Raw genomic sequence first — 23638 nt, 5'->3', positions numbered from 1 at the left:
GTTGGCCATGACCAAAGATGTTGCTGTAGTGGTGCAAACCCACTGGGATCGGGAGTGGTATTACCCCCATCAGACCTTCCTGGCAAGGCTACTCCGGGTTATGAAACATGTAGTGGAACAACTGGACGCTGGTCAATTACAAGGCTTTTTATTTGACGGTCAGGTTTCGGCCATAGAGGATTTTTATCGGGCTGCAGAGCCGGTGCTTGCACAGCGGGTGTCCCAGTATGTGAAAGCAGGACATATTGTTATTGGCCCCTGGTACATTATGGCCGATGAGTTTCTAAGTTCCGGAGAGTCACTGGTCCGGAACCTGGAGTTGGGTATGGCACGTGCTGCCAAGCATGGTTACTGCCAGCGAATAGGATATTTGCCGGACACTTTTGGGCATATTGCGCAAATGCCGCAGATTTTGTGCGAATTCGGAATTGATGAAGCCGTAGTTTGGCGTGGCATTGATGCGAAACAGTCTGAAGTGGTATGGCAAGCCCCAAATGGCAGTAGTATTTTTACCGCGTTTTTGACCGAAGGTTATTACCAGCATCCATTCAACACGGCGGACTGGTGCGGTGCGCTGGATGCCTACCTGGAAAAAATAGTGAACTGTAGTGGTGGTGAATTACTTCTTACCCAGGGCGGTGACCATCTATTAACTGTAGAAGACCTGCAGAAAAAAATCGACCTATACAATGCAGAGCAGGACGAATACCGGCTGGTGCAGCGTAGTCTGGAGGACCATATCGGACGATTGCGGCGCAATGGCACACGGCTCGAATTGCCGGTAGTGAACGGCGAATTAAGGGATAATCAACTTACATTCGTGTTGCCAGATGTTCTCTCCACACGCCAATATTTAAAAGTTCAAAACCAGCTTGTGGAAGACCGGCTGACAGGCCAGATTGAGCCATTGTTGGCAATTAGCCAGCCCGAGCAGTACCCACGCCATTACCTGGAAAAAACCTGGCAGCTCCTGATTGAGCAACAGGCCCACGATTCTATTTGCGGTTGCAGTATTGATGAGGTGCACCGGGAAATGGAAGTGCGTTTCAGTCAGTTACATCAACGGTTGGACGCGCTGCAACACCAGGCGCAAATGGCGCTGGGGATGCGCAATGATTGTTTAAGTGCGCACCGGAACTGGGGTGCCCCCAGTCCGTTTGCCGACGACAGCCAATTCACCTTATTTAATCCTTCGCCAAAATCCCGCCAGGGTTGGCAATGCTTCGACCTCTTCTTGAGCGGGCGGGAGCGCACCAATATTACCCTGCGGACAGTGGCTGGAGAGTCGTTGCCCACGGTATTGCTGGGTACAGAAAAATGCAGTGAATTTCATTCTCCGGTGGACGATTTTCCGGAAAAAGTAGCAGGGTATCGCTATTTGGTGGCGATAAACTTCCGACTGTCGGGTTTGCAAATGGTGGCTTGTGAAGCCATAGAGCCGAATTGGGCTAAGCCTGCCGTAGCAGCGGCGGAATGGATAGAGAATAGTTACTACCAAATTTCCGTTAATGGAGATTGGCTCCAGCTGACAGATAAGCGAAGCGGGCGGTGCTATGAAGATATGCTGTCTCTGGTAAGTGAAATGGACGCTGGCGATACATACAATTTTTCGCCAGTGGGTGAGAAAGAGTATCGTGCGGAAATTGTCAGCGCTCGCGGCCGGTGCTTTGATTCTGAGAACTTGGGGGTACAAGTTCAGGTGCTCGATATTGGGTTCCGGTTACGCCAGCCTCAAGGCTTGACAGAGGAGCGCAATATTCAAGATGAGCGAGTTGAAAGCAGCGGCCGTTTAAGACTTCGCCTGATGCCAGACGACGACCTTATCGAGGCTCAATTGGACTGGCACAATAACGCCCGGGATCAGCGCCTGCGTTTGCATTTCGCATTGGGTCAGCTTGTGGCTGATACCTCTGCTGACTGTGCCTTCCACTGGCTCAAGCGTGCGAAAGTCTATAGAGACAGCGCACCAGTAAGTGGCCAAAGAGAAGCTCCGGTTGCGGTATTTCCTTCACAGTCGGCTATCACTGCAGGTCCGCTGGGATTTGTGCATCGCGGACTTCATGAAGGTGAGATCGTTTCGGTGGCGGGGGAGGATCGCCTGGCCGTAACGCTCGTCCGCAGCGTTGGCTGGTTATCACGGACAGACCTGAAAACCCGTGGATTGGGGGCTGGCCCCAACTTGGCGACACCGGAGGCCCAATGCCTGCGTCCGCACAAATTTGAATTTGCCTTTACTTTACAAAAGCCAGAGAGTCGAACTTTACTCAATCGCGCTAATTCTTGGCGTAAACCTGTCATGGGGTTGCGCGGTCATGTGGCCACAGCGTGTCCGGAACTACATTTGCAAGAAAATTCGCTGCAGGTCAGCAGTCTGCGCAGCATTGAGTGGGATGGAGTTCCGACCCTGGAGTTACGCCTCTGGAACCCCAGCGGGGGTCAGGTTGAGGCGAAATTCAACACCGCCGGCTTTACCCGCGTGGATCTCTCTGGTAGAGCACTGAACGAGACCATGGTGGTGACACCACACCAGATAGCGACTTTCATTATTCCCCTCGCGAAACTGCCTTTTGGCGGGGGAGCGTTGTGAGTAATTGCAAGATTCTGGCCCTGCCGGTAGACGGCCGCCCGGTTACCCGGGAGCAGGTACAAATGCTTGCGCGGATTGCCGACTGTGAGTTGCTTTGTCCACCGGTGAATGCGCTCGGTCACTTTCGTCGCCCGGCAGACCGGGGGTCGCTTGTGGAATGGATTGCGCGATATGCCGGAGAGGTACAGGGCTTTATTATTTCCCTGGATATGCTGGTGTACGGGGGGTTGGTTCCGAGCCGGTTTATTGATGATGAGTTTGAATCTCTCAGTGTCCGACTGAAGTTATTGGAAGATTTGAAGCGTCAGTACCCCGATAAACCCCTGTATGGCTTCTGTGCGACGATGCGCATATCGAACAACAATGAAAACGAGGAGGAGAAGCTCTACTGGGCCGAGTATGGCACCGATCTTTGGGCCTGGTCTTTTCACTCGGACCGATTTGAGTGCAAGGGTAACCGCCAGGACCGAGAGCGGGCGGAGGCTTTTCGCAATCGGATTCCCGAATCTGTTCGGCGGGACTATTTGGATACCCGGGCGCGCAATTTTGCAATTACTTTGCGAGCATTGGAACTGGTTGAGCAAGGCGTATTTGACCGGCTCATCCTGCCCCAGGACGACACAGCTGAATATGGTTTTAATATCGCTGAGCGCCGCCGCTTGCAACAAATAGTGGTAGAGCGTGGCCTGTCAGATCAAGTGCGCATTTTCCCCGGGGCGGATGAGGTGGTCTATACCCTTTTAGCGCACCAATTGCAACGACTGGGGTGGCTAGAGCCTATTCGCGTAGCGTTGGTGCTGCATCATCCTGAAGCCTTAGGACGCATGGTGGCACGCTATGAAGACCGCCCGGTTTTGGAGTCCATCCATTGCCAGGTGCAAGCTGCCGGTACCGAGTTGGTAGTGGATCCTCAAAGTGCAGACGTTCTCATCGCTGTAAACTGCCGAGGCCCCGTCCAGGGTGACTGGGCTATGCAGTACCCATTGGAAGAAGACCTGGGTATCGATCCGCAGTGGTTGGAAAAAATCCAGATGATTTTGTTGCGGGCTGAAAAGCCACTGGCACTGCTTGATTTAGCCTACGCCAATGGAGGTGATCCCGAGTTGCTCGTTGAATTGGAGAGCGCCGCCGGTTTGCAAAACTTGTGCGCCTATAGCGGCTGGAATACGGCCAGCAATAGCATTGGCAGCCTTGTGGCACAGCTGTGTGCTGTGGCCGGATACTCCGTCGCCGATGCCAAGGGCCGGCACAATCGGCACCTGCTGGCTACTCGTTTACTGGACGACTATCTGTACCAGGCGCGGTTTCGCCAAACACTTCGGGCGCAACAGAGTGAGACGCAGACGAGTGACGGCGACCCGGCTGCACTGGAAACACTCTATCTGCCAATGGCTCAACAATGGTTGCGCGCACACCGGTTTGCGGATGTTTCCCTCGAAAGTGTTTATTTTCCCTGGTCGCGCAGTTTTGAAGTTGGCCTGCACACCGCCCTGAAGCCGTCGGCGGCAGGGAGGCGCGAAAGGTGAAGCAAACTTCTGTCCAAGTCGCAGTGATTGGTGCAAGCCTGGGCGGTGTGATGGCTGCTTGGCAACTGTGTCGGGCCGGCATTCGGACATTGCTGACAAGTGAATTTTCCTGGATAGGGGGGCAGTTGACCAGTCAAGCGGTCCCGCCGGACGAGCATCCGCATATAGAATTTTTTGGTGCTTCCGAGAGTTACCGTGCTTTTCGCGCAGCGGTTCGCCGACACTACTTGACCCAACCGGAATTTGTCGACAACACATCGATGACCGAGGGTTGCAACCCCGGTGATGGTTGGGTGAGTCGTCTATGCTTCGAACCGGCGGTCGCAGAGGAGTATCTGCGCTCCTTATTGCGGCCTTTTATAGACAGTGGTCTTCTTACTTTAATCGAGGCCGCGCGACCGGTGACTGCTGTGCGCAACGGGCGCAGCCTAGAGTCGGTAACAGTGGCACAAGGTCGGCGCAAAGTGCGTCTGTGCGCCGTCTATTTTATCGATGGTACTGACACCGGAGCTCTGTTAAAGCTGGCGGATCTTCCCTACCGGCTGGGCAAAGAGTCCCGAGAAGAGTTTGATGAACCCCAGGCGCCGGAGCATGCAGATAGGATGGATCAGCAGCCGGTGACGTTTGTCTGTGCACTAGGCCGCGCTGACCACCCGTCCGCACCTATTGCCCGCCCAGCAGAGTACGATTTTTGGCACAAATACAAGTTGCCGCATTACGATCACCGAATTTTTTCTAACCAGCTGCCGGGGCATGAAGGATTCGGCTCTATTCAGTTACCGTTTTTTTCTACCGCCGCATTCATGGGTGATTACTCGGACAGGACTCTGGATCTGTGGCGTTATCGGCGCATCGTTGCAGCCCACAATTGGCAGGGGCAGGAGCGCCAAGATATAAGCCTGATCAATTGGGCCCAGAATGACTATGCGTTAAAGCCATTGTTGGACGGCTGTGATTCGGGTGAAGATGAAGTCAGTGCAGCAGCTAAAGCTCTCACGCGCTGCTTTGTGTATTGGTTGCAAACGGAAGCACCCCGGAGCAGCCTGGGCGAAGTTGGCCGCGGATTTCCCGAGTTGGTACTTGCGGAAAAATTTCTGGGGACTGCTGATGGCTTCGCGCAGCAGATATATGTACGCGAATCCCGTCGTATAGTGGGGCTACAGACCCTGTCCCAGCGGGATATCCTGTTGCCATCGGGCGAGAGCGGCTGGCGACCTCTGCGTCAGGGTAATAGTGTTGGCATTGGCCTGTATAACATGGATATTCACCCTACCTGTATGTCCGGTATGGGGTCCAATGCCGCGGTGCGTCCATTTGAGTTGCCACTCGGGGTGTTTATTCCAGTCGATGTGGACAATTTACTGCCGGCGAGCAAAAACATTGGAGTTACTCATTTGGTCAACGCAGCCACTCGAGTACATCCCATCGAGTGGCTGGTGGGCGAAGTGGCTGGACTTTTGGCTTCGCTCTGCCTGGCTAAACAAGTGCTGCCTGCCGATATTTATGGCATCAAGTCACACACTACCGACTTTCAGCAATTGTTGCAGAACAAGGGCGTTCCCTTGCACTGGCCGGAGCATATCTCCAGCCGGTCGGCTCAAGATTAACGAAGTTACCTGAGGGGTTGCCGATGGCAGACTTACAACTCGTATCGGTCAAAAAGCGTTTTGGCACTGCCCAAACTATCCACGGGGTCGATCTTCAGATCCAGCCGGGAGAATTTGTAGTTTTTGTTGGCCCCTCAGGTTGTGGTAAATCCACTTTGCTCCGTATGATCGCCGGACTGGAATCCGTCACTGAGGGAGAGGTGCACATTGGCAGCCGCAACGTCACCGTGCTGCCACCAAGCCAGCGCAAGGTGGCGATGGTGTTTCAGTCCTATGCTCTCTATCCGCATATGACCGCCGAGCAAAACTTAAGTTTTGGTATGCGGATGCGCAGAGTGCCAAAGCGCGAGATAGCGCAAAAGGTGGCGCGCGCCAGTGAGGTGTTGCAACTGGGTCCATACCTCAAGCAAAAACCGGGTCAACTTTCCGGCGGTCAGTGTCAACGCGTTGCCATCGGTCGCGCACTGGTACAGGATCCGGATGTATTTTTGTTCGATGAGCCTTTGTCAAACCTCGATGCAGAGCTACGGGTAAAAATGCGCGCGGAGATTGCCGATTTACACCGGCGTCTGAGTGCGACCATGATTTACGTCACCCACGACCAGACGGAAGCCATGACCCTGGCGGATCGTATTGTCGTTCTGCGGCAGGGGAGGATAGAGCAGGTGGGAACTCCGATGGCGCTCTACACTAATCCGGTTAATCAGTTTGTGGCCGGGTTTATCGGCTCGCCAAAGATGAATTTTATCACAGTGAAGCCCGGCGTTTCGAGAGAGGGAAAGCTTGCGCTACAACTGGGTGACCTAAGTCTGGCGGCGCCGGTGGGCGAAAGACAGCTGAAAAATAGCGAGTCCATTACGCTCGGGTTACGTCCCGAACATCTGCAATTGACCACTGAAGGCCCTCTGATAGGGCGCGTACAGTCTGTAGAGCAATTGGGATCTATCAGTTTTCTCTATTGCGAGGTGGCGGGGCAACGCCTTTGTGTACAGACTCAGGATTTACAGCTGCCCCGTAGTGGAGACACAGTTCGGCTCGGTTTTGATATTTGCGATGCTTATTTGTTTGATAGGGATGGTACAGTAATATCCCGGCAAAAGGCTCAGCGGGGTTTAATAGCCTCTTGAAAACTGCTGTTTAGGACTGAAAAGTAGCCTTGGGGAGGGCAACACAGATGTGTAGGCTGCAACAATAGAGTGAGTCCACTTGGTAGCATAGTGTAGAGGAATGGATGGCAGGAAACTAGGCAGTTGCAGAATATGGATAGGGGCAGTGTATGGATAGGGACAGTTTGCGATGAAAGTCGTTTGTTTTGGCGAGGCTCTGGTCGATATGCTCTCTAACCGGGTATCTGGTGAGGCCGCATTTGACAAACCTGAACAATTCTCAAAATTCGCTGGTGGCGCACCGGCTAATGCTGCGGTGGCTGTGGCCAAACTTGGAGGTGAGGCCTATTTTGCCGGCATGTTGGGTGACGACCTGTTTGGCCACTTCCTGTATGAAGAATTGCAGAGTCAAGGAGTCCATACCGACTACCTGCGTTTTACCAAAAAGGCCAGGACTGCACTGGCGTTTGTGTCACTGGATGCTGGGGGTGAGCGCAGTTTTGAGTTTTATCGCCCGCCAGCGGCAGACCTCCTTTTCTGTCCCGAGGATTTTGCTCCGGGTACTTTCGTCGGGCAAGGTATTTTACATGTCTGTTCCAATAGCCTCACGGAGGAAGCCATCGCTGCTACAACTGTCGCGGCTGTATCCTGTGCGCGGCGAGCGGGATGGCTGGTGAGTTTCGATGCAAACCTGCGTCACAACCTTTGGAGTGGGGGAGAAGCGGATCGCGACCGGGTCAATGCATTGCTCGCACTAGCAGATCTTGTAAAACTCAGCCGGGAGGAGCTGGAGTACCTCGCGTGTGACCAGTCCAACTATCTTTCCCAGCAATTGCAGCACCATCAACCGCAGCTGATACTTGTGAGCGATGGTGCTAAGCCAGTGCAGTGGACGACGAAAATGGGGACCGGGCAGGTGGAGGCACCGGCGGTCGTTGCGGTAGATACAACGGCCGGGGGCGACGCATTTATCGGAGGCTTTATTCATCAACTGGCCTTGCAGGGGGTGACATCCGATAGCCTTCCCAAGTGGTTGGCTCTGGGGAAGCACAGGGATGCGCTGGTCTTCGCCTGTGCTTGTGGTGCTCACACCGTTTCCAGGCAGGGTGCATTTGCCGCATTACCCACGCTGGAGAACTTAAATATTTTTTTAGAGCAAAGATAGCTGGCAATAGTCAGTTCTTACAAAAAATAAAAGGAGACCCTCAGCCGATGCCGGATTTTCGCAGTGAAAAATTTTTGCGTGAGCACATAGACAGCATTCTCGCATTTTATCATCCCCAAGTACTCGATAAGAAACTGGGTGGGTTTCATCAGAATTTTCGCGACGACGGCAGTGTCTTTGCCCCAGGACACAAGCACCTGGTCAGCTCTACCAGGATGATTTTCAACTACTGCAGAGCATTCGACAATTGCATAGTGACTGGCCGGAAAGCCGACTATAAGGCGCTGGCGGAAGTGGGATTGCAATATTTGCGCGAATGCCACTGGGACAATACTCGGCGAGGGTACCACTGGGTACTTGATAACAATCAGCCCGCGGATCAGACCAACCACTGTTACGGGTTGGCGTTTGTCATACTGGCGCTGGCTAGCTGCGTCAAAAGTGGTATAGGAGATGTTCGCGATGAGCTGTATTTTACTTGGAATCTGCTAAACGAAAAATTTTGGCAGTCGCAGCAGGGTCTTTATGCTGATGAGGCCACAGCTGATTGGCGTTCGCTGTCTGACTACCGAGGACAGAATGCCAATATGCATTGCTGCGAAGCCCTGCTCGTCGCCCATTGCGCCACCGGTGATAGTGTATTTCTTAATCGTGCCTACAATTTAACCAAGACTATCGCCGTCAATCTGGCGAATAAGAGCAATGGTCTGATTTGGGAGCATTTCACCGAAGATCTGCAAATCGATTGGGGCTACAACCGTGATGATCCGAAGAATCTATACCGCCCCTGGGGGTTTCAGCCGGGGCATCAAACCGAATGGGCCAAATTATTACTCTTACTGTACCGGGTTCGACCCGAAAGCTGGATGGTGCAACGTGCTATAGAGTTGTTCGACCATGCGTTGAAGCGCTGCTGGGATAGGAATTGGGGCGGTATCCTGTACGGCCATGCACCCGATGGCAGTATTTGTGACGACGACAAATATTTTTGGGTCCAGGCAGAGTCTTTTGCGGCCGCTGCGCTATTGGCTAAGGTCACCGGCGATGAGCAATACTGGCAGTGGTACGACAAAATTTGGCAATACAGTTGGGAACATTTTGTGGACCATAACAATGGTGCCTGGTATCGCCTGCTGAATTGCAGAAATCAAAGATACTCGGAAGAAAAAAGTATTGCCGGGGCAAAGTGTGATTACCATACTCTTGGGGCCTGTTGGGCAGTGCTGGATGTGATTTCTACAGAATGATATATCTTACACGCGTAGTTTGGCCGGACAGTTGCCAGAGTTAAAATTTCCCGGGCAGGCTGTCCCCCCTTGCTTTCCAAGCTTTTGCGCAAGGTACTTAAAAAAACCTGTCAATTAAACTGGATCGGAATTTCTCGAGCACATTTTACTGGCAGGTGCTAAGATGGTCCTATTTTGTTGGTCGAATTAATTTGACATTCAGCGACTTTCCTCCATTTCCGGAAGGGGTTAGCTTTGTGCAGTGCAGCTGACAAGACGGCGACTGTCGAAAGTGGGTTTGTGCACGCAGAAACACTGCAAGCAAATTTCTAACTTCCAGAATTCATACCGGAGTTAAAATGTTGACGCTTTTTCCGATGTGGCGATTGTGGCCGGGATCAAACCCTTGAGCATCATGGTAACTGTGCGTTCCAGCAGCGGTGAATCGATGTCGACGGAACCGCTCAGAATCTGATACTCCAAATGGAGGATGGTACCGTGCACTATCTGCGCAGCGGCTTCCGGGTCCGCGAGCCCCAGCAAATTGAAGAATTCCTGGATCAAAGCTTGTGTGGCCTGGTTGGCCATGCGCATGGCGCGGGTCAATTGGCCGTTGCGCAGTGCTTCATTGCGAAACGCCAGTTCGATCAGGCGAAACTCCCGATGACTGGCCTGGCCCCGCACGTGCGTCAATACAAACCTGGTGAGTTGTTGGGTTAGCAGTTTACGGCCCAGGCCGGAGCCCCGATCCTCATCGGACAGGTTGCGCACAGCATTGAAACTGTCTTCCCGCAGTTGACGGGTATGTTCAAGCCCCTGCTCCACAAAATAGGTGAAGGCGTCACTGATAAGGTCGTTGAGGTCTTTGAAATAATAGGTTGTAGCGGCAAGGGGTACTGAGGCCTCGCGGGCGACGGCGCGATGACGTATGCCGCGGATGCCTTCCTTTACGACCAGCCGCAGGGTCGCTTCGAGAATGGCGCGGCGGCGCTGGCGGCTGTCTGCCCGTTGGGCCCGGCGTCCGCGGTAAATCAGCTGAGACTTTCCTTCATCCACAGTCATGGCTCAATCCTTGTTTTTATTGTTGATCGGTATTTTCAGTGGGCCAGCGGCAGCTCGGTTTACCGTTGGCCTTGTGGTCAGGTGTAGTGTCGGCATGCTTGCACGCAGTTCACCGATTATTGTATGCCCACTGGGTAGGCTTTCGGCATTGCAGAGAGGCGTGCTTCAATTGCCGCGAGCCGGAGTTATTCTAGCGAAACCGATTTAAATGGCTACCGACCGACAAGCTAATAAGCGCCAAATCGATTACAAACTATTACACGTCAACGGCGGTCCTATGTATGGTGGATTTTTGGCTCTGAATCGTCTTACTCAGGTTGTATGAATAACCGGGTTATTCAATAGGGGATCCCTGGTCCATTAAAATTTCGCAGAATCGTTGGGATTTACTGGCCTGTGCAATTCATACTGGCTTTCTACTGCACCGGGTCAAAACCCTATTTTGCCAGGGGTTTTATGGTGGCCAGGTACTTTTCACTTCAAAATGCGCCGCAAAGTCGCCAGATGACAAACGATGCTGTGCCGGTTGGGTGCACGTGGAAAATGAAAATACAGTTGCGAAATGGAGGGTGAAGTGGACTAACTAATTTTACCGGTGGTGCGTACCCGCTTGGCCCCCGGCACTACGTCGATCTGCTGACTCCTATGTCGCTGAGCCCGGTTGTCAATCGCATTTTTTGCCGCTATCAACAGGCCCGCCACCAGAAAGGCGCCCGGAGGCAAGACCGCCACCAGAAAGCCGGGATAGTCGAGGCCGAGTACGGAGATCTGCCAGTTCTCCGCCATGGGACCAAGCAACAGGTTCATATTGGCGAACAGGGTGCCCTGACCCAGAAGTTCGCGGATGGCACCGATAGTGATCAGCACCGCGGTAAAACCGAGCCCCATCATAAAACCGTCCAGCAGCGACGGCAGGGCTGAATTCTTGCTGGCAAAAGCGTCCGCGCGGCCGAGAATTGCACAGTTGGTTACGATTAACGGGATGAAGATGCCCAGGACCAGATAGAGTTCATAGGTGAAAGCTTTCATCAGCAGCTCGACGCAGGTAACGAAAGTGGCGATGATCATCACCGAGGCGGGCAGGCGCACAGTGTCGGGCATTTGCTTGCGCAACAGTGAGACGGCGAGGTTGGAGCAGGTGAGAACACCGATGGTGGCGAGGCCCAGGCCGATGGCGTTGACGACGGAACCGGTTACCGCCAGTAGTGGGCATAACCCCAGTAGCTGCACCAGAGCGGGATTGTTTTTCCAGAGTCCGTTGCGGGTAATTTCGCTATAGGCTGGTGTCGCCATTACTGATTCTCCGGTTGCGCTTCTTGCGTCGCTGGCTGTTCCACTTCCACCGCGCGCTTGGATACGGGTGCGCTGAAGATTTGCTGGTGATGCGCCGCAACAAATTCCAACACCGAGCGCACCTGGTTGACCACTGCGCGGGGGGTGATGGTGGCACCGGTAAACTGGTCAAAACGGCCGCCGTCTTTTTGTACCCGCCACTGATCCCGGGGCGGGTCGCCGAGGGAGAGGCCGTTGAACTGCAGTATCCAGTTGCTCTTGCGCAGCTCGATCTTGTCTCCCAGTCCTGGGGTTTCGCTATGACTGGTGACCCTTACTCCGGCGATGGTACCGTCCCGATTTACCCCTACCAGCATTTTGATGGGTCCGGAGTAGCCGTCTTGCGCCACGGCGGGGATAATCACCGCGGTGATCTGGCCGTTGGTCTCGCGCGCAAGATTGATCTCGCCACCATCATTGAGGCCGAGGGGGCCCCAGTAATCGCGCGGAATGGGATAGGTATCCAGCAACAGGTCATTGCTGTGGCGCTCCAGGGGAATGATTTCCAGCAGGGCCCTCGCGGACGCGGCGCGAATGGCCCGCTCAATGGGTTCGCGAGTGGTGACTTCTGTCACTGCCAGAATACCGGCGGTTGTCAGCGCGAACAGTGCCAGCGCTGCCGCATTACCTGCGATGGAACGCCGCAACATCACAGCTCATCCTCATCCGTCGCGCGGCGCGCAGCTTTGTGGCCATAGGTGCGCGGCAGCGTGTAGTTGTCGATGGTGGGAGCGGCAAAGTTCATCAGCAGCACGGCGAAGGCCACGGCATCCGGATAATTTCCCCAGGCGCGAATCACATAGGTGAGCAGACCGACTCCGGCGCCAAAAATAAGCCGGCCCCTATTGCTGGTGGCGCCGCTCACCGGGTCGGTGATAATAAAAAAGGCTCCGAACATGGTGGCTCCGGAGAATAGGTGCAGGGTTGGTGAGCCCTCACTGAGGGAGCTGCCGCTATCGTAGAAAAGCAGTGACAGCAGCACTATGGTGGCCAGCATGGCCAGGGGTGCATGCCAGGTGATAATGCCGCGGTAGAGCAGGAACAGGCCGCCCAGCAGAAAGCCAAAACTGGCGGTCTCCCAGCCCAGGCCTGCAATGGTGCCGCGGTTAAAGACCGGCTCCATCTCATAGAGTTGCGACAAGAGCACCGACTCGTTCAGCCGCACTATCTCCAGTGGCGTTGCGCGGGTGAATCCGTCCACACTGAAATTGCCGAACACCATTGCCAGGGCTTCGCCGACCCCCGGTGTGCCCTGGATCAGCTCTGCCGGTCCCACCCAGCGCGTCATATCCACCGGAAAGCTGATCAGCAGCACCACATAACCCACCATGGCCGGGTTGAAGGGGTTGTAACCCATACCCCCATACAGATGTTTGGCGAGGACGATGGCGGCGGCGCTGCCGACCATGGGAATCCACCAGGCGCAGTAGGGTGGCAGGGCGATACCCAGCAGCAACGCGGTGACGAAGGCGCTGTAATCGCGCAGATAAAAGCCCACCGGGCGGTTGCGCAGTTTCATTATCGCCGCCTCGCAGGCCAGGGCGGTGATGGTGCAGAGGGCAATATTGATCAGTACCCCGATGCCAAAGTAGATCACCAGTGCGATCACGCCCGGCAGGGTTGCGGCGGCGACCTGCAACATGACCTCACCGGTATTGTCACCAGCGCGGGTGTGTGGTGACGACATTCGCATCAGTGACATGAGTTTTCCCCGTCCGCCAGCCTCTGTTGCGCGCGCACTTTTTCCTCCAGCTTGTCCCGCAGCTTTTGCCTGGCGACTTCAAAAACCTCCAGATCCGGATGGCCCTCGACGCTGGCTTTTTGCAGTCGCCGCTCGGATTTTTCCAGGCGCGCCTGCAGCGCGGCGATTTCGGCGGCGAGTTTGTCCCTGTCGCTCACCTGCGCGGGTGTCGCTGCGGTGGCAGCGGTGATATCGGGCCCGGGCGCCGCGGAGCCTTCACCGGAGTTATCGCCCGGCAGGGCCCTCGCCTGCACCTGGGCGAGCTTCTGCCGGGCCTCGTGCAATTTGATCTGTGCCTCTTTCAGCTGCGCCGCAACCTGGTCGCGCTTGTCTGCTGGCGCCTGGCTCAGTTTCGTCTGCATGCGCTCTACCCGGTGTTCGGCACTGGTCAGTGTGCGCTGGGCGCGGGCGAGTTGCTGTTCGGGCGATGCCTGCCTGGCGGTGACCCGCGCCAGCGCGGCCGCAACCACGTCGGCTTCCCCCTGCGATACTCCAGTACCGGCGCTAGCTGTGCTTTTTTTCTCCTGTTGCCGGCGCGCCAATTCGGCTGCATCCCGCCGGGCCTTGCGTTTTGCCTCGCGCTCTTTTTCCGCTTTTTCCAGGCGCAGTTTGCGAAATTCGAACCGCTCGCGTGCCCGGTCGGACTTTTGTTTTTCCTCTTCCGCGATTCGGATGTCACCCTTGGCGGCCCGATAGTATTGCACCAGGGGAATCTGGCTGGGACAGACGTAGGAGCAGGCACCGCATTCGATGCAATCAAACAGATTGTAGGCCTGCAGTTTTTCGCGGTCGTCGACGCGCGCATACCAGTAGAGTTGCTGGGGCAGCAGAGATGCGGGGCAGGCTTCGGCACAAAAACCGCAGCGGATACAGGCCTGTGCCGGCGGCGGTGGCGGCAGCTCTGCGTCTGTGGGAACCAGCAGGCAGTTGGTTGTTTTGACGATGGGTGCTGTGTCGTCATCGATGGTATGCCCCATCATCGGGCCGCCAACGATAATACGCCGCACCAGTCCTCTGTGCAGACCCTGGTGCTTGAGCAGGTGCCGGATGGGGGTGCCTATGGGGACCTCCACATTGCACTGCCGCTCCAGCGCCCGGCCCACCACAGTGGTAATCCGGTTGATCAGCGGCTCGCCAAAACGCACGGCGCGGTAGACGGCGCGGGCAGTGGCGACGTTTTGACAGATGACGCCGATATTGGCTGGCAGTCCACGATTTGGGACCTCGCGGCCGGTCAGGATCTGGATCAGCTGTTTTTCGCCGCCAGAGGGATATTTACAGGGGTATACCACCACGTCAAAGCGAGTGCCTGCGGCGGCCTGGCGCATGGCTTCGATGGCTTCCGGCTTGTTGTCCTCGATGCCGATCAGAACCCGTTCCGGTTGGTCGAGAATATAGGCCATGATCTCGATTCCGGCGATGATATCGCTGGCGCGTTCCCGCATCAGCATGTCGTCTGCAGTGATATAGGGTTCGCACTCGGTACCGTTGATGATCAGTGTGTCGATGTCGGTACCGCCGTGGGGATCCAGCTTCACCGCGGTCGGGAAGCCGGCGCCGCCCATTCCCGCAACGCCGCAGTCGCGGATTTTTTCCAGCAGGTCCACCGGCTCCATACGGCGGAAATCCTCACAGGGCTGCAGGTTGCACCAGCGCTCCTCGCCGTCGGTCTGGAGGACTATGGCATCCGCTGGCAGGCCCGAGGGGTGCGTCATAGGGTAGGGCTCTATGGCCACCACCTTGCCGGAGCTGGGTGCGTGGACATTGCAGCTGACCAGGCCGTCGGCTTCGGCAAGCTTCTGGCCTTTGAGTACCCGGTCGCCGAGTTTGACCAGTGGAATCGCCTGGGCGCCCACATGCTGGCTGAGAGGCAAAATCAGCTGTGCCGCCAGGGGGACTGTGCCGATGGGCTTGCCGGTGGACTGCAGCTTGTTTTGCGGCGGGTGTATGCCGCCGGGAAAATCATTTGGCTGCAGGGCGCGCTGCTTTTCGCTGGCCGCCAGTTGTGCCGCGCGCTCGGCACGACGCTCCCCGACAAGCTGTCGTTGCCGGTTCCTGCTACCCTTGGTCTCCTGCTCCGGGCTCAAGCGGCATCCCTCTTGTCAGTGGCCGGGTCGCGGGGCCCGGGGCGATCAGTGGCGATCAGTACAACGCCGTCGGCGGGCTTTTCCGGGCGCCAGTTCTGCAGTGGAATCTCCAGCGGCACCATATCGATACAGTCCACCGGGCAGGGCTCTACACACAGGTCGCAGCCGGTACATTCATCCACGATCACCGTGTGCATCTGTTTGGCGGCGCCGACGATGGCATCCACCGGGCAGGCCTGGATGCATTTGGTACAGCCGATACACTCGGCTTCGCGGATAAATGCGACCTTCTTTACTTCTTCCGTGCCGTGTTCCGCGTCCAGTGACATCGGCTCCATATCCAGTAGGTTGGCCAGTTCGTTGATGGTCGCCTGGCCCCCCGGTGGGCACTTGTTGATCCGGTCGCCGTTTACAATGGCTTCGGCGTAGGGGCGACAGCCGGGGTAGCCGCACTGGCCGCACTGGGTCTGTGGCAGCAGGGCGTCCACCTGCTCGACCAATGGGTCGCCCTCGACGCGAAAACGCACCGCGGCAAAACCCAGCAGCGCGCCGAACGCCAGTGCCATGCCGCCGAGGACCAGCAGGGGAGTGGAAATTTCAGTCAGCCACTGCATTGTGCCCCCTCACACCAATCCGCTGAAGCCCATAAACGCCAGCGACATCAGCCCTGCGGTAACCATGCCGATGGCAGCACCGCGAAAGGGTGTGGGCACGTCGGCGGCGAACAGGCGTTCGCGCATGGCGGAAAACAAAATCAACACCAGGGAGAAGCCCACTGCGGCACCGAAGCCAAACAGGGTGGACTGCACAAAGCTGTGGGCTTTCATGGTGTTCTGCAGTGCCACGCCGAGCACGGCGCAATTGGTGGTGATCAGGGGCAGGAACACACCCAGGACCCGGTACATCAGCGGGCTGGTTTTCTCGATAAACATACGCGCAAACTGCACCACGACAGCGATGACGAGAATAAAGGCAATGGTGCGCAGGTATTCGAGCTGCAACGGTTGCAACAGATAGGTATTGACCAGGTAGGAGCAAATCGATGCCAGGGTCAGGACGAATGTGGTGGCACCGGCCATGCCGACGGCGGTCTCCAGCTTGTTGGACACCCCCATAAACGGACAGAGGCCGAGAAACTGCACCAACACATAGTTGTTCACCAGGATGGTGCCGAGCAGAATTACGGCAAATTCGGTCATAGATGTCCCGGTCATGTTCTCGCGGCGTTCTGAGGGGCCGTGCCCCCCGTAAACATCGCCCACTCCCAGCCTAGGGCCTGTTTGAGTCAGTGTGAACAGGCCCTAGCATCGGGGCACCGCATACCGTGGAATGGCGCGCAGCGCGGTATTATGGGTGAGTCCATGGAGGCGTTCAACCGAGCAGAGTCTAATGCTGTTCAGTCGTCGCCGGCGCGACGAGATATACTGCCGGTTCCCCAGCGGCTGTTTGCCCATCCGATGTTCACGAGGAGTTCACTATGTCTGGTATTACTTACACTCCCCCGAAAGTTTGGCAATGGAATATGGAGAGTGGTGGCACCTTTGCCAGTATAAACCGCCCGATTGCCGGTTCGACCCACGACAAGGACTTGCCGGTGGGCCAGCACCCGCTGCAGCTCTACTCTCTGGCCACGCCCAACGGCGTTAAAGTAACCATTATGCTGGAGGAGCTGCTCGCGCTGGGGTTTGACGGGGCGGAATACGATGCCTACCTGATCCAGATCGGCGAGGGCGATCAGTTCGGCAGTGGTTTCGTCGATATTAACCCCAACTCCAAGATCCCCGCACTGGTGGATCACAGTACCACTCCGCCAATCCGGGTGTTTGAATCCGGCTCCATCCTGCTGTATCTGGCGGAGAAATTCAGTGTGTTTCTGCCCCATACGCCGGCCCAGCGCACCGAAACACTGAACTGGCTGTTCTGGCAGATGGGCAGTGCCCCCTATCTGGGCGGCGGCTTTGGCCACTTCTACGCCTATGCGCCGGAAAAATACCAGTATCCCATCGATCGCTACACCATGGAGATCAAGCGCCAGCTGGATGTGCTCGACCGACAGTTGGCAGAACACCAGTATATTTCCGGTCGCGAATATACCATTGCCGATATGGCCATATGGCCCTGGTATGGCGCCCTGGTCAAAAACCGGGTCTACGACGCCGCTGAGTTCCTGGAGGCGCACAGTTACCAACACCTGAACCGCTGGGCGGAGGAAATCGACCGGCGCCCGGCAGTGCAACGGGGCAGAATGGTGAACCGCACCTGGGGAGAGCCGGAGGGGCAGCTGCACGAGCGGCACCACGCCAGTGATTTCGATACCAAAACTGCAGACAAGACCGGGGATAGCGGCGATGGTTGAATTGAATTCTGCACAGTCGATTGCAGGGTGAATCCGGCAGGGCGCCGCGGCCCCTGAAGCGAGCAGATGCCGGGGTCTGGATGGCGCCTTACCCTGCGCGCCAAATCAGGTACAGCCGATAGGCGTGGTGAATATTGGGTGGTGGGAGGCATCGCTGGGCGGTGAATCCAAGTGCAAAGGCGACACCTATGGCGAGCGGCAGCGGTATCCGGCTAGCGCGCCGGTAAATATCGGCTTTTTGTCGGCGCAGCAAGTAGGTGATCTTCCGGCGCTGGCAGTCCATATCCCAGGAGTACTGTTGAATCTGGCTATTCATTTGACGTAAAGACATGGCTTAACGCCTCTGAAGCCCGGCGGATCTGCTGCCGGGTCTGGCCGAAGCCCAGCAGGGCGCGCAGTTTTTGCTGATACAGGACAATGGCCAGGATCACCAGTGCCTGGGTGGTGATAAAGGCGATAAAGCCGATATAAATGGATTGAAAAAAATAGTAGCCCGCCAGCCCGACCCCGCCGCACAGGCTCACAAAAAACACAAACGCCAGTGGGATCAGGGCTACCTGCAGTAGGAGTATGCGCGTCCCCGCCGCCAGGGAGCGACTGAATTCCACTCTGGCGAGGGATTGGAGTTTGGTGAGCCAGTCGGTCATCAGCCTGAGAATGGCCTCAGCGCGGGCCAGGGCCTGCTCCAGATCCGGCTCGGCGCCGCTTTCCGGTGGTGGGGTCCCCCCATCGTTATCTGGTGGTGGGCCCGGCTGGTCATCGGTTGGGGGTGAATTTCCGGAGTTTGTCATGGAGTCACCATTTCCACACAGAGGGGTCAACCGATGTCATTTCCAAATCTAAAATCCGCGCTGTGACTCATTTCATCAGCCGTGCAACTATCCAGCCCACGGCGAAAGCGCAGCCGACACTCAGGAGCGGATGGCTCTGGATAGAGGCTTCCACTTTCTGCTCCAGATCGGTGGCACGCTGTTTGTTGATCTCCACCGAGGATCTGGCCTTCTGCCTCAGGCTTTCCGCCGTTTCCGCCGCTGCTTCACCGGCGAGGTTGTAGGCGCGGTGCAGTTTTTCCCGGCTCGAGGAATTGGAACTCGGTTTTGCAGTTGCCATAGCAAGCCTCCTTTATAAAAAAGCCGACTGTGCCTTTATCCTAGGGTCGTCGAGCGCAAATACCACCTGGGGAACGCCGGGAGAAGTGTATCGGGCTGTTGCAGCGGAGGACCGGAAGGTCAGGCTCTGGCAGGTCGTTGAAAAAGCCCCCTTTGGCTTTCTTGAACCCGGGTTTGCGGCGTATATCCGCAAACCCTCCGCGACAAATCAGGCAGCTACATGCTTGACTTGCGATCCGAGAGTCCCTGTTCGGGGCAATAGATTTGTTGAAAGCTACTTTTTTAACAGGCGCTGGGGGAGGGGCCCTGAGACTGCCACTGGCGGATATTTGTGACCACGCCGTCCAGGAGTCTCTGGCGGCTCTCGCGGCTGATCCAGGCGCAGTGGGGGGTAATAATCAGGTTGGGAATATCGCCTTCCAGCAGGGGATGACCGGCGGGTGGCGGTTCGCTGCTCAATACATCCAGAGCCGCACCACCGATAGTGCCATTGCGCAGCGCCGCGGCCAGCGCCGTCTCATCCACCAGGCCGCCGCGGGCGGTATTGATCAGCAGTGCCCCCGGCTTCATGGCCTCGAGGAAGTCGCGGTCCACTAACTGTCGGGTCCGCTCGGTGAGGGGGCAGTGGAGGCTGACGACGTCAGCCTTTGGCAACAGCTCCGGCAGGGGCAGGCGGTCGCTGCTGCTGTGTCCCTGAAAGGACTCTGCCAACAGGAGATTCATCCCCATTGCGCGGCCGAGTTCGGCAGTCTTACGGCCCAGATCACCGTAGCCGATGATGCCCAGGTTCTTGCCGGCCAGTTCCATCACCGGGTAATCCAGACGACAGAATACCGGCGACTCACTCCAGCGCCCGCACATGACGTCCCGGTGGTACTGGTGCCAGCGTGTAGCCAGGGCGAGCATCAGCGCCAGTGCGTGCTGGGGGACTGACGCGCCTGCGTAGCCCTGCACATTGCGCACCGCTATACCGCGCGCGGCGGCGGCGTCCAGGTCGATGTTGTCGGTACCTGTGGCGCAGACGCAGATCAGTTTCAGTCGCCGCGCGCCCTCGATCAGTTCGCGAGTGAGGGCCACCTTGTTGGTAAGCACCAGGTCTGCATCGCGGATTCTTGCCGCCGTCAGCTGTGGTGTGGTGGTGTTAAAAAAATCCCACCGATCCAGAGTGCTTTCGAGCGCGGACCTATCCAGCTCTTCCAGCTTCATGGTGAGAGCGTCCAGGAAGACTCCGCGCATCAGTTTTATCCCCTCTTATTTTCCCTGCCAGTTCGCCCGGGCCTGCGTAAGAACGGGCGCTTGGCCGTCCCAGTTATACACGCGGGGCTCAAGTCACCCGCATACCCGGTTGGGCACCGGCGTGGGGTTCCAGTATCCACAGATCCTTGCCGCCGGGCCCCGCCGCCAGCACCATCCCTTCGCTGACACCAAAACGCATCTTGCGCGGGGCCAGGTTGGCCACCATTACCGTGTGTTTGCCGACCAGGTCCTGCGGGGCATAGGCGCTCTTGATCCCGGCGAATACCTGTCGCGTTTCACCGCCGAGATCGAGGGTCAGCTTCAGCAGCTTGCCGGCACCTTCAACCTGTTCAGCATTGGCGATCAGGGCGATACGCAGGTCTACCTTGGCGAACTCGTCGAACTGGATTTCACTGGCAATGGGTTCCTCGGCGAGCGGGCCTGTGGGAGTGCTGGTCTCCGCCTGCAACTGGGCCAGGGATTCCTGTGCCGCTTCCAGCACCGCGTCTACCTGCCGCTGCTCCACCCGCAGCATCAGCGGCTTGAATTTGTTGATGGTGTGTCCCGCCAGCGGGGTGGTGGCGGTGTGCCAGTCGAGTCGGGCGCCGAGAAACTCTGCGGCCCTGTCCGCGGTTTGGGGCAGTACTGGCGCCAGCCAGGTGATCAGGGCGCGAAACATATTCACCCCCTGCGAACAGATGGCGACCACTTCCGCTTCGCGGCCCGCCTCCCGGCTCAGCGACCAGGGCGCCTTGTCACTGATCCATGCGTTGGCCGCGTCCGCCAGCTGCATTATCTCGCGCATTGCGCGGGCGTATTCCCGGTTTTCGTAGAAGTCGGCGATTCGCGGCGCGGCCTCTTCAAACCGCGACCAAAGCGTGGGGTCTGCCAGTTCCTCCGCCAGCACGCCGCCGGACTTGCTGACAAACTTGGCGGTGCGCGAAGCGATGTTCACGACCTTGCCCACCAGGTCCGAGTTTATCCGGGCGATGAAATCCTCCAGGTTCAGGTCCAGATCGTCGATCCCCGCGGTGAGTTTCGCCGCAAAGTAGTAGCGCAGATATTCCGGGTTGAGGTGATCCAAATAGTTGCGTGCATTAATAAAGGTGCCGCGGGATTTGGACATCTTCTTGCCGTTCACGGTGAGGAAACCGTGTACACATACTTTTGTCGGCGTGCGGAAACCGGCTGAGTCCAGCATAGCGGGCCAGAAGAGCGCGTGAAAATTGACGATGTCCTTGCCGATAAAATGGTAGACCTGGGCATCGCTGTCTTTGCGCCAGTACTCTCGCCAGTCCAGGGCATTGCGGTCGCAGTAGTTTTTCAGGCTGGCCATGTAGCCGATGGGCGCGTCCAGCCAGACGTAAAAGTACTTGCCCGGCGCGTCGGGAATTTCAAAGCCGAAATAGGGCGCGTCGCGGGAGATGTCCCACTCCTGCAGCCCCTCCTCCAGCCACTCGGACAGTTTGTTGGCCACTTCGTTTTGCAGGGTTCCGGAGCGGGTCCAGGCGGTGAGGAAACCGGTAAACTCCGGCAGTTTAAAAAAGAAGTGTTCGGATTCCTTTTCTATCGGCGTGGCGCCGGAGATGACCGACACCGGATCGATCAGTTCGGTGGGGCTGTAGGTGGCGCCACAGGCTTCACAGTTGTCGCCGTATTGGTCCGGTGTACTGCAGCGCGGACAGGTGCCCTTGATGTAGCGATCGGCCAGGAACAGCTGTTTGTCCGGGTCGAAGGCCTGGGTGATGGTGCGGGAGGCAATATGGCCGTTGGTGCGCAGGCGCCGGTAGATCTCCGCCGAAAGCTCGCGGTTTTCCTCAGAGTGAGTGGAGTGGTAGTTGTCCACCCCAATCAGGAAGTCGGCAAAATCGCGCTGGTGTTCGGCCTGCATATTGGCGATATGCTGTTCCGGGGTGAGACCCAACCGCTCAGCCTTGAGCATCACGGCGGTTCCGTGGGCGTCGTCGGCGCACATGTACAGGCAGCGGTGGCCCAGCGCGCGCTGGAAGCGCGACCAGATATCGGTCTGGATGTATTCCAGAATATGGCCCAGGTGCAGAGAGCCATTGGCGTAGGGCAGTGCGCTGGTAATAAGGATATTGCGCGTTTCGGGCATTGGTCTATCCATCGGCTGAACGGGTTTGCGCGGGCGGCTGGGACCCGCGCTCAAAAGACCGGCGAATATAGCAGATATGCGACTGGCCCTGTAGCTGCCAAGGCCCCCGCTGCGCCCGGCTGAGTGATTCTCTGGCGCCGGCCCCGGCCATGGGACAAAATGTATCTCTTTTGGCGGTAACTGACGGAACAGGGGGGTAGGGTGAGCGCAAACCACCACAATCAAGAGGGCGATCTGCCGGCAGAGGTGCAGACTGAGCTGGAGCGGCTGGCGGAATCAATCGGGCAGCTGCACGACCCGGCCACGGGGCGAATACTGGACCAGCTGGAAGCGGATATCGAGGTGGGCTTTGATGACGACACGGTATTCGCGGGCATTACCCTGGGATATCCCTGTGCCGGCCGGGAAGGCGAATGGCGCTCGCGGGTGCGCGAGGCCTGCCTGCCGACGCTGAAGGGTGGCCCTCTGGGCACCAGTGAACTGCAGTTTGAACTGTCTGCGGAAATTCCTGCCACCCCCTGGCCGGATGCGCCGGAGACGCTGACCGGAGTTAAAAACATTATTGCGGTGGCCTCCGGCAAGGGCGGTGTCGGTAAATCCACCACAGCGGTCAATCTGGCCCTGGCACTCGCTGCAGAGGGGGCGTCGGTGGGTCTGCTGGACGCGGATATCTACGGCCCCAGCCTGCCCACCATGCTGGGTACCGAAGGCCAGCGGCCCCAGGTAAAGGAGCAGAAGTTCTTTGTGCCGGTAGAGGCATTGGGGTTGCAAACCATGTCCCTGGGCTACCTGTTGACGGAAGACACACCGGCGGTGTGGCGCGGCCCCATGGCCAGTGGCGCACTCAACCAGATACTGACCCAGACCCTGTGGAGCGAGGCCAGCGGAGGGCTGGATTACCTGATCGTCGATATGCCTCCGGGCACCGGTGACATCCAGCTGACCTTGGCGCAGAAGGCGACTCTGGCCGGTGCGGTGATCGTGACCACGCCGCAGGATCTGGCCCTGGTGGACGCAACCAAAGGCGTGGAGATGTTCCGCAAGGTCTCTGTGCCGGTACTGGGCATCGTCGAAAATATGTCCCTGCACACCTGCTCCAACTGCGGCCACACTGAGGCGATCTTTGGCTCCGGCGGTGGCGCGCGCATCGCGGCAGACTACCAGACCCGACTGCTGGGGCAGCTGCCACTGGCAATGGCAATCCGCACTGCTGCCGATGGCGGTCTGCCCAGCGTGGCGGCGGATCCGGAGAGCCAGGTGGCGGCCTGTTACCGCGATATTGCGCAGGCCGCTGCGGCGCAGATCTGGCTGGCGGGAGAGGAGGCGTCGGGGCCTGAGATAGAGATTGACTGACCCTGGTTTGATAGACCGCAAAAGCGGGT

General features: G+C 57.3%; 19 protein-coding genes. 8 read left to right on the top strand and 11 right to left on the bottom strand.

Features of this window, described 5'->3' with window-relative positions; all coding sequences use genetic code 11:
- Nucleotides 1–7: 7 nt before the first annotated feature.
- The 6 genes from ABVT36_RS07660 (at nt 8) to ABVT36_RS07635 (ending at nt 9238) form a co-directional block, all read left to right on the top strand.
- Nucleotides 8–2587 carry a hypothetical protein gene (locus ABVT36_RS07660; protein ID WP_368456026.1) on the top strand — a complete coding sequence of 860 codons (2580 nt, stop codon included), beginning with the start codon at nt 8–10 and terminating at the stop codon, nt 2585–2587.
- Complete coding sequence (locus ABVT36_RS07655; RefSeq protein ID WP_368456025.1) at nt 2584–4113, top strand: DUF4127 family protein; 1530 nt, start codon at nt 2584–2586, stop codon at nt 4111–4113. The genes ABVT36_RS07660 and ABVT36_RS07655 overlap by 4 nt, the downstream gene beginning before the upstream one ends.
- Complete coding sequence (locus tag ABVT36_RS07650; RefSeq protein WP_368456024.1) at nt 4110–5720, top strand: FAD-dependent oxidoreductase; 1611 nt, start codon at nt 4110–4112, stop codon at nt 5718–5720. The genes ABVT36_RS07655 and ABVT36_RS07650 overlap by 4 nt, the downstream gene beginning before the upstream one ends.
- A 23-nt stretch (nt 5721–5743) precedes the next feature.
- On the top strand, nt 5744–6847 hold the full coding sequence (locus ABVT36_RS07645; protein ID WP_368456023.1) for an ABC transporter ATP-binding protein: 1104 nt from the start codon (nt 5744–5746) through the stop codon (nt 6845–6847).
- 169 nt (nt 6848–7016) lie between these two features.
- Entirely contained in the window at nt 7017–7991 is a 975-nt protein-coding gene (locus tag ABVT36_RS07640; protein ID WP_368456022.1) for a carbohydrate kinase, read from the top strand.
- A 47-nt stretch (nt 7992–8038) separates the two neighbouring features.
- Entirely contained in the window at nt 8039–9238 is a 1200-nt protein-coding gene (locus ABVT36_RS07635; protein ID WP_368456021.1) for an AGE family epimerase/isomerase, read from the top strand.
- Between the two features lie 333 nt (nt 9239–9571).
- On the opposite strand, the gene ABVT36_RS07630 is transcribed toward ABVT36_RS07635, so the two are convergent.
- The 7 genes from ABVT36_RS07630 to rsxA form a co-directional block, all read right to left on the bottom strand.
- Nucleotides 9572–10279, bottom strand: coding sequence for a TetR/AcrR family transcriptional regulator (locus ABVT36_RS07630; protein ID WP_368456020.1), 708 nt, complete (start codon nt 10277–10279; stop codon nt 9572–9574).
- Between the two features lie 579 nt (nt 10280–10858).
- Entirely contained in the window at nt 10859–11572 is a 714-nt protein-coding gene (locus tag ABVT36_RS07625) for an electron transport complex subunit E (RefSeq protein WP_368456019.1), read from the bottom strand.
- The gene (gene rsxG / locus ABVT36_RS07620) at nt 11572–12261 is read right to left on the bottom strand and encodes an electron transport complex subunit RsxG (RefSeq protein ID WP_368456018.1); all 690 of its coding nucleotides are present in this window, start codon (nt 12259–12261) and stop codon (nt 11572–11574) included. The genes ABVT36_RS07625 and rsxG overlap by 1 nt, the downstream gene beginning before the upstream one ends.
- Nucleotides 12261–13313 (bottom strand): electron transport complex subunit RsxD, encoded by a 1053-nt coding sequence (gene rsxD, locus ABVT36_RS07615; protein WP_368456016.1) that lies wholly within the window; start codon nt 13311–13313, stop codon nt 12261–12263. The genes rsxG and rsxD overlap by 1 nt, the downstream gene beginning before the upstream one ends.
- On the bottom strand, nt 13304–15439 hold the full coding sequence (rsxC, locus tag ABVT36_RS07610; protein ID WP_368456015.1) for an electron transport complex subunit RsxC: 2136 nt from the start codon (nt 15437–15439) through the stop codon (nt 13304–13306). The genes rsxD and rsxC overlap by 10 nt, the downstream gene beginning before the upstream one ends.
- Nucleotides 15436–16053: an electron transport complex subunit RsxB gene (gene rsxB, locus ABVT36_RS07605; RefSeq protein WP_368456014.1), complete on the bottom strand. Its 618-nt coding sequence runs from the start codon at nt 16051–16053 to the stop codon at nt 15436–15438. The genes rsxC and rsxB overlap by 4 nt, the downstream gene beginning before the upstream one ends.
- A 9-nt stretch (nt 16054–16062) precedes the next feature.
- A complete protein-coding gene (rsxA, locus tag ABVT36_RS07600) occupies nt 16063–16638 on the bottom strand; it encodes an electron transport complex subunit RsxA (protein ID WP_367149190.1) in 576 nt (191 codons plus the stop codon).
- A 278-nt stretch (nt 16639–16916) separates the two neighbouring features.
- On the opposite strand from rsxA, the gene yghU reads away from it, so the two are divergent.
- Nucleotides 16917–17795 carry a glutathione-dependent disulfide-bond oxidoreductase gene (gene yghU / locus ABVT36_RS07595; protein WP_368456013.1) on the top strand — a complete coding sequence of 293 codons (879 nt, stop codon included), beginning with the start codon at nt 16917–16919 and terminating at the stop codon, nt 17793–17795.
- Nucleotides 17796–18103: 308 nt separating this feature from the next.
- Here yghU and ABVT36_RS07590 read toward each other — a convergent pair whose 3' ends face one another.
- The 4 genes from ABVT36_RS07590 to metG form a co-directional block, all read right to left on the bottom strand.
- On the bottom strand, nt 18104–18586 hold the full coding sequence (locus ABVT36_RS07590) for a hypothetical protein (RefSeq protein WP_368456012.1): 483 nt from the start codon (nt 18584–18586) through the stop codon (nt 18104–18106).
- Between the two features lie 67 nt (nt 18587–18653).
- Nucleotides 18654–18905 (bottom strand): hypothetical protein, encoded by a 252-nt coding sequence (locus tag ABVT36_RS07585; RefSeq protein ID WP_367149195.1) that lies wholly within the window; start codon nt 18903–18905, stop codon nt 18654–18656.
- 281 nt (nt 18906–19186) lie between these two features.
- Nucleotides 19187–20140 carry a D-2-hydroxyacid dehydrogenase gene (locus ABVT36_RS07580; protein WP_368456011.1) on the bottom strand — a complete coding sequence of 318 codons (954 nt, stop codon included), beginning with the start codon at nt 20138–20140 and terminating at the stop codon, nt 19187–19189.
- A gap of 88 nt (nt 20141–20228) precedes the next feature.
- Nucleotides 20229–22256, bottom strand: a complete 2028-nt coding sequence (metG, locus tag ABVT36_RS07575) for a methionine--tRNA ligase (protein ID WP_368456010.1) — start codon at nt 22254–22256, stop codon at nt 20229–20231.
- Nucleotides 22257–22457: 201 nt separating this feature from the next.
- On the opposite strand from metG, the gene apbC reads away from it, so the two are divergent.
- On the top strand, nt 22458–23609 hold the full coding sequence (gene apbC / locus ABVT36_RS07570; protein ID WP_368456009.1) for an iron-sulfur cluster carrier protein ApbC: 1152 nt from the start codon (nt 22458–22460) through the stop codon (nt 23607–23609).
- Nucleotides 23610–23638 lie beyond the last annotated feature (29 nt).

The organism is Microbulbifer sp. TYP-18 (genome assembly GCF_040932045.1).
Classification (GTDB): domain Bacteria; phylum Pseudomonadota; class Gammaproteobacteria; order Pseudomonadales; family Cellvibrionaceae; genus Microbulbifer.
This window is presented reverse-complemented; position numbering and strand designations above follow the sequence as displayed.

Bases quoted from the DNA above. Each gene is read 5' to 3' on its own strand.
- ABVT36_RS07660 (WP_368456026.1), top strand. From the start codon at position 8: ATGACCAAAGATGTTGCTGTAGTGGTGCAAACCCACTGGGATCGGGAG.
- ABVT36_RS07645 (WP_368456023.1), top strand. From the start codon at position 5,744: ATGGCAGACTTACAACTCGTATCGGTCAAAAAGCGTTTTGGCACTGCC.
- ABVT36_RS07640 (WP_368456022.1), top strand. From the start codon at position 7,017: ATGAAAGTCGTTTGTTTTGGCGAGGCTCTGGTCGATATGCTCTCTAAC.
- ABVT36_RS07635 (WP_368456021.1), top strand. From the start codon at position 8,039: ATGCCGGATTTTCGCAGTGAAAAATTTTTGCGTGAGCACATAGACAGC.
- ABVT36_RS07630 (WP_368456020.1), bottom strand. From the start codon at position 10,279: ATGACTGTGGATGAAGGAAAGTCTCAGCTGATTTACCGCGGACGCCGG.
- ABVT36_RS07625 (WP_368456019.1), bottom strand. From the start codon at position 11,572: ATGGCGACACCAGCCTATAGCGAAATTACCCGCAACGGACTCTGGAAA.
- rsxG (WP_368456018.1), bottom strand. From the start codon at position 12,261: ATGTTGCGGCGTTCCATCGCAGGTAATGCGGCAGCGCTGGCACTGTTC.
- rsxD (WP_368456016.1), bottom strand. From the start codon at position 13,313: ATGTCACTGATGCGAATGTCGTCACCACACACCCGCGCTGGTGACAAT.
- rsxB (WP_368456014.1), bottom strand. From the start codon at position 16,053: ATGCAGTGGCTGACTGAAATTTCCACTCCCCTGCTGGTCCTCGGCGGC.
- rsxA (WP_367149190.1), bottom strand. From the start codon at position 16,638: ATGACCGAATTTGCCGTAATTCTGCTCGGCACCATCCTGGTGAACAAC.
- yghU (WP_368456013.1), top strand. From the start codon at position 16,917: ATGTCTGGTATTACTTACACTCCCCCGAAAGTTTGGCAATGGAATATG.
- ABVT36_RS07590 (WP_368456012.1), bottom strand. From the start codon at position 18,586: ATGACAAACTCCGGAAATTCACCCCCAACCGATGACCAGCCGGGCCCA.
- ABVT36_RS07585 (WP_367149195.1), bottom strand. From the start codon at position 18,905: ATGGCAACTGCAAAACCGAGTTCCAATTCCTCGAGCCGGGAAAAACTG.
- ABVT36_RS07580 (WP_368456011.1), bottom strand. From the start codon at position 20,140: ATGCGCGGAGTCTTCCTGGACGCTCTCACCATGAAGCTGGAAGAGCTG.
- metG (WP_368456010.1), bottom strand. From the start codon at position 22,256: ATGCCCGAAACGCGCAATATCCTTATTACCAGCGCACTGCCCTACGCC.